We start from the raw sequence: 6,089 nt of genomic DNA on the forward strand, positions 1-6,089 counted from the left end.
CATGGACGACTCGTTCGCGCACCTGCATGTGCACACCGAGTATTCGGTCCTGGACGGTGCGGCCCGCATCCGCGACCTGGTCGCCGAGGCGGCCCGGCTCGGCATGCCGGCGGTCGCGATCACCGACCACGGCAACCTGCATGGCGCGTACGACTTCTACCAGCAGGCCACGGCCGCCGGGATCACCCCGGTCATCGGCATCGAGGCGTACGTGGCGCCGGAGTCGCGGCTGAGCCGAGCCCGCGTCAAATGGGGCCGGCCCGGCCAGAAGGCCGACGACGTCGCCGGCGGCGGCACCTACACCCACATGACGTTGTGGGCGCGCAACGACGTCGGGCTGCACAACCTCTTCCGCCTGTCGTCCCTGGCCTCGATCGAGGGTCAGGTCGGCAAGTACCCGCGGATGGATCTCGACCTCATCGCCGCGCATGCCGACGGGCTCATGGGCACGACCGGATGCCCGTCCGGGGCGGTGCAGACCCGGCTGCGGCTGGGCCAGTTCGACGAGGCGCTCCAGTCGGCCGCCCGGTACCGCGACGCGTTGGGCGCGGAGAACTACTTCCTGGAGATCATGGACCACGGCCTGCCGATCGAGCGCCGGGTCCGTGACGAGTTGCTGCAGATCGGCCGCGTGCTGGACCTGCCGCCGCTGGTCACCAACGACGCCCACTACACCCACGACGGCGCCGCAGCCGCGCACGACGTGCTGCTGTGCATCCAGACCGGCGCCCAGCTCAGCAAGGCCGACCGGTTCCGGTTCGACGGCTCCGGCTACTTCCTCAAGTCCGCCGCGCAGATGCGCGCCGTCGACACCTCCGACGCCTGGCAGGCCGGCTGCCGCAACACGCTGCTGGTCGCTGACCGGGTCGACCCCGCCGGCATGTTCACCCCGCGCAACCTGATGCCCCGGTTCCCGGTCCCCGACGGTGAGACCGAGGAGTCCTGGCTGCGGCACGAGGTCCGGGCCGGCCTCGCCGGCCGGTTCCCCGACGGTGTGCCCGCCGAGCACGCCGCGCAGGCCGACTACGAGATCGGCGTGATCGTCGCGACCGGGTTCCCGTCGTACTTCCTGGTCGTCGCCGACCTGGTGAACTGGGCGAAGGCCCGCGGCATCGGGGTCGGCCCCGGCCGCGGGTCGGCGGCGGGGTCGCTGGTCGCCTATGCGCTGGGCATCACCGGGCTGGACCCGCTCCGGCACGGGCTGATCTTCGAACGGTTCCTCAACCCGGACCGGGTCTCCATGCCCGACATCGACATCGACGTCGACGAACGCCGCCGCGGCAAGGTCATCCGCTACGCCACCGAGCGCTGGGGCGGTGACCACGTGGCGCAGATCGTCACCTTCGGCACGATCAAGGCCAAGCAGGCGATCAAGGACGCGGCCCGGGTACTCGGCCACCCCTTCGCCCTTGGCGACCGGATCACCAAGGCGCTGCCGCCCCCGGGGACCGGCGGCAAGGAGATCACCCTGGGCGGCATCACCGACCCGGGCCACCCGTTGCACGACAAGGCCGCCGCCGTGCGGGAGCTGCGCGACAACGACCCCGCGGTGGCCGCGGTGCTCGACACTGCCGCCGGCGTTGAGGGTCTGCTCCGCCAGACCGGCGTGCACCCGGCCGGCATCATCCTCAGTGCCGAGCCGATCATCGAGCACGTCCCGGTGAGCCGCCGGCAGGCCGACGGGGCGATCATCACCCAGTTCGACTACCCGACGTGCGAGACGCTCGGGCTGCTCAAGGTGGACCTGCTCGGCCTGCGCAACCTGACCGTCCTGGACGACACGGTGCGCAACGTGGCCCGCAACCGCAACGTCGAGCTCGACCTGGACCGGCTGCCCCTCGACGACGCGCGCGCCTTCGACCTGCTCGCCCGTGGGGACACCCTCGGGGTCTTCCAGCTCGACGGCCGCGGCACCCGCGACCTGCTGCGGCTCATGCGCCCGGACAACTTCGAGGACATCTCCGCCGTGCTCGCCCTGTACCGGCCGGGCCCGATGGGCGCTAGCTCGCACACCAACTACGCACTGCGCAAGCGCGGCGAGCAGGAGATCACCCCGATCCATCCTGAGCTCGAGGAGCCGCTGCGCGACATTCTCGGGCCGACGTACGGGCTGATCGTGTACCAGGAGCAGGTGCAGCGCGCCGCGCAGGTCCTGGCCGGCTACACCCTCGGCAAGGCCGACCTGCTGCGCCGGGCGATGGGCAAGAAGAAGAAGGAGATCCTGGACCGGGAGTTCGGCCCGTTCCGCGAAGGCATGCGCGCCAACGGCTTCACCGACGAGGCCGTCGACGCGCTGTGGGCCGTGCTCGTCCCGTTCGCCGACTACGCCTTCAACAAGGCGCACACCGCCGGCTACGGGCTGATCTCCTACTGGACGGCGTACCTCAAGGCCAACTTCCCGGCCGAGTACATGGCCGCCCTGCTGTCCAGTGTCGACGGCGACAAGGCCAAGCGGACGGTGTACCTGGCCGAGTGCCGGCGGATGGGCGTGCGGGTGCTGCCGCCCGACGTCAACGAGTCCGACGGGCCGTTCACGCCGGTCGGCGACGACATCCGGTTCGGGCTGTCGGCGATCCGCAACGTCGGCCCCGCCGTGGTCACCGCGATCGTGGCCGGCCGCCGCCCGGACCGGTACCGCGACTTCCACCACTTCCTCGCCACCGTGGACGCCGCGGTGTGCAACAAGAAGACCGTCGAAGCGCTGATCAAGGCTGGGGCGTTCGACTCGCTGGGGCACGCCCGCAAGGCGCTGTTCGCGGTGCACGCCGACGCGGTCGACAGCTCGGCCACGGTCAAACGCAATGAGGCCAACGGCCAGTTCGACCTGTTCGGTGACGCCTTCGCCGCCGAGCCGTCCGCGGCCGGCATGGTGATGCCGGCGATCGGCGACGCCGAATGGCCTACCCGGGAGAAGCTGGCCTTCGAGCGGGAGATGCTCGGCCTGTACGTCTCGGACCACCCGCTGCGCGGCTTGCAGAGCACGCTGGAGACGGCCGCCGACACCACCGTGGCCGCGCTGATCGGCGACGAGGAGGTTGGCGACGGGCAGGTGGTGACGGTGGCTGGCCTGCTCAGCGGGGTCCAGCGGCGCGTGACCCGCAAGGGCAAGGCGTGGGCGTCGGCGACCTTGGAGGACCTGACCGGCGGCCTGGAGGCGCTGTTCTTCCCGGCCACGTTCGAGCTGCTCGGCCAGCACCTCGCCGACGACGTCGTCGTCGTGGTCAAGGCGCGGGTGAACCGCCGCGACGACGGGGTGGCGCTGGCCGCGATGGACCTGGCGATCCCCGATCTGGCCGCGGCCGCGCCGCCGCCGCGGGTGACCCTGACGATCCCGGTGCCGCGGTGCACCCGGCGGCTCGTCGACGCGCTCAAGGACGTGCTGTGGTCTCACCCCGGCATGGTCGAGGTCCGGGTCCGGCTGACCGGCCCGTCCGGGGACAGTCTGTGGCGGCTCCGCCCGCGGGTCGCGCTCACGCCCGGCCTCGAGCGGGCGCTCAAGGCCGTCGTCGGCGACGAGCAGGTCGAGGTCGTACGACCCGCCGTGGCCGGGTCCGTCACCCCGCCGCCGACCCGCGCGCCGGCGGCGTTGGCCGCGTAGCCCGAGCGGGACACGGGCTCGGCACCGCTCCCGCTCGTCGTCAACCTCACCGGTGGTCGACGGCCGGCCAGCTCCGCAACAGGCTCACGGCATAGCTCGGGCCGGATGGATCAGCACTCGCCACCGCGGTCATCGCCGCGGTGGCGAGTGCTGTGATTCATCGGCTTCGCATCGTCAGATCGGTGCCCGGACGCCATCCGTGTGGAAGGTCATCGGAGGCCGCGAGGCCGTGGGGATCAACGCGGAACATGGCCGCCTCGTTCAAGGACCAGTGGCTCACGAACAGCACCACGTACGTGCACGCCCGGGGCGTCGTCGGAAGCACGTCGAAGTCCGCATCCGGCTGGCGGCAGCGCTTCGCCTCTACCGCCAGCCGGCGGAAGGGCGTCGCGTCGCCCCGGCAGGCCAACCAGCCGTCGACGAGGTCGGCGCTTTCGAGGTCCGCTGACGCCAGCAGATAGTCCCGCAATGATGCCGGCGCCACGGGGAATGGCCGCTCTGGCTGGCGGGTGCGGCCTGCCGCCGAGCGTCCCTTCGGCTGTTCCGCCGGGCCCTGGAAGTGATTCCAGTAGTCGCGGACAGCCGTGCGGGCGGAGCAGTTGCACGGCTCCTCGACGCAGGCGTCAACGTCGGGGTCTTTGGGTACCCGCAGGGCGGTCGACCGGGCCCACGATCCCTGGTGGTGAGCCGCTGGCCTTGGCGGGAGCGCGTTCAGCGGCACATCGTGCCATGCGGCGAGGTCCGGAAGGGCGCCGCTGCCCAGGACGGTCGCGAGTGCGCTGCCCGCCGCGCCCGCTCCCACCATCCCGATGTGGCTGAGGGCCTGCGTGATGAGCGGCAGGTCCGGGACCAGGCCCGGGGGATCTACGCGGAAAAGACGCCTCGCCTGCGACGCGTCCATAAGCTCGACTTTCCGGCCGGGCTGCGCCGGCAGGTCTGGCAGGGCGCCGTCGAGGTGGAGCACCACTTCGTGCCGGGCGGTCGCGAGCGTCTGCTCCCGGTCGGCCTCGGCCGCCGCGACGATCTGCTCAGCCTCTTGCCGGGCGGTCGCCAGGATCCGCTCGGCCTCCTGCCGGGCGGCGGCGACCGTCTCGGCGGCGCGCTTGAGGGCAGCGTCGTGGTACTCCTCCGCGGCTTGCCGTGCGGCGCGTCGGGTCTCCTCCGCATCGCGCTCGGCGGCGGCGATGATTCGGCGCTGAGCGGCCAGATAGACCTGCAGGCCCTGGGGCCACTCGCTGCCGGTGATCGGCACGCCCGGCAGGTCCGTCAGGTACTTCGTGGGAGGCGCATCGCAGCTGGACGCCGCCGGCGGAAGTGGGCCGCGATCCACGTTGGCCTTGATCCGGGCGCGGCGGCGGGCGAGCTCACCGTCGGCCAGCCGGGCCGTCACAACTTGGTCGATGAGCCCGAGCACTTCGCCCAGCAGCTCGTCGAGGGCCGGTTCGCGCACCTCGGACGGCTCGGGGTTCGCATCGTCGTAGGTGGTCACCGGGTCTCCCTCCTCGTCTCGGTACCGGATGGGACCTGCCGTTCGCGTTGACGTTCCTTGGCTAACTCGATCTTGAGGCGTTCCCGGGCCCATTGCAGGTTCTTGCGGATCGTCGGTTCGGTCTTGCCGAGCGCCTCGGCGAGCTCGGCCGTGCTCAGGTCGTCGACGACGCCGGCCATCACCGCGCGCTGCGCGGGCGGCAGCACGTTGAGGTGCTGCAGTACCCACTCCCGGTTCTCCCAGGCGCACAGGTCGGTACCGTCGTCCGCCTCCGGGGTTACGTGGCCGCCGGCGACGGTCCGGCCAAGCCGCTCGGCGTCGCGCTTCTTGGCCTTCGCCACCGCGTTGAGCACCGCCCGGCGCGCGTACGCCCGGGGCTGGGTGATCTCTCCCCAGCGGCGGTAGAGGTAGCTCATCACCTCCTCGGCGGCGTCGTCGGCCTCCTCCGGGCTGGCGCCGGACGCCATGGCGACCTGCAACAGCAGCGGGTACGTGCTGTCGAAGAAGTCGTCGTAGTCGCCGACCTCGGCGAGAAGGGTCTCGGCGCGTGGCTCGGGTGGCGCCTGGGCCAAGCCCTTGTCCGCTTGGACCACGGCGACCTCCGGTCTTGTCATCGTCGACTGCCCTCCCCTGCTGCTGAGGTCCGCGAGGTCGGCCTGGTGTGAAAAGCTCGGATCAAGATTTTTTAGGACGGCTGGCGCCGGCTCGCGCGTGGTCACCGGTGCACGAGGACGATCAGCCCGGCGAGCATCACCGCTGCCCCCGCCGCGGAGACGGTGACCGCGACCGAGGACGTGGCGGCGTACACGCCACCAACCCCGACCAACAGGCCGTTGATCACCGCGACCAGGGCGCCGGCACCCCACCGGCCGCTCGGACGGCTCCTCCGCGCCTGGCGGCGGCGCCCGCCGCGCGCGGGCGAACTGGTCATGTCGTCGTCCACCGTAGATGCGCCTCCTCCGGCTCGGCGCAGCGTGGTCGCCGCGCTCCACCACAGAGGTC

At 71.8% G+C, this 6,089-nt stretch carries 3 protein-coding genes and 1 pseudogene; 1 reads left to right on the forward strand and 3 read right to left on the reverse strand.

The genetic code is table 11. The features are described 5' to 3' along the window. Position 1 precedes the first annotated feature (1 nt). Positions 2-3,523 (forward strand): annotated as a pseudogene (dnaE, locus tag IEZ31_RS12280) (DNA polymerase III subunit alpha); the annotation flags it as partial. A gap of 232 nt (positions 3,524-3,755) precedes the next feature. Here the strand turns inward: dnaE and IEZ31_RS12285 are convergent. The 3 genes from IEZ31_RS12285 to IEZ31_RS12295 form a co-directional block, all read right to left on the reverse strand. Then, a complete protein-coding gene (locus IEZ31_RS12285) occupies positions 3,756-5,087 on the reverse strand; it encodes a F0F1 ATP synthase subunit B (protein ID WP_190249935.1) in 1,332 nt (443 codons plus the stop codon). Further along, a complete protein-coding gene (locus tag IEZ31_RS12290; protein ID WP_190249936.1) occupies positions 5,084-5,701 on the reverse strand; it encodes an RNA polymerase sigma factor in 618 nt (205 codons plus the stop codon). The genes IEZ31_RS12285 and IEZ31_RS12290 overlap by 4 nt, the downstream gene beginning before the upstream one ends. A gap of 101 nt (positions 5,702-5,802) precedes the next feature. After that, on the reverse strand, positions 5,803-6,018 hold the full coding sequence (locus tag IEZ31_RS12295; RefSeq protein WP_190249937.1) for a DUF3040 domain-containing protein: 216 nt from the start codon (positions 6,016-6,018) through the stop codon (positions 5,803-5,805). Positions 6,019-6,089: the final 71 nt, after the last annotated feature.

The sequence above is a fragment of the Dactylosporangium sucinum genome, assembly GCF_014647515.1.
In the GTDB taxonomy this organism is placed as follows: domain Bacteria; phylum Actinomycetota; class Actinomycetes; order Mycobacteriales; family Micromonosporaceae; genus Dactylosporangium; species Dactylosporangium sucinum.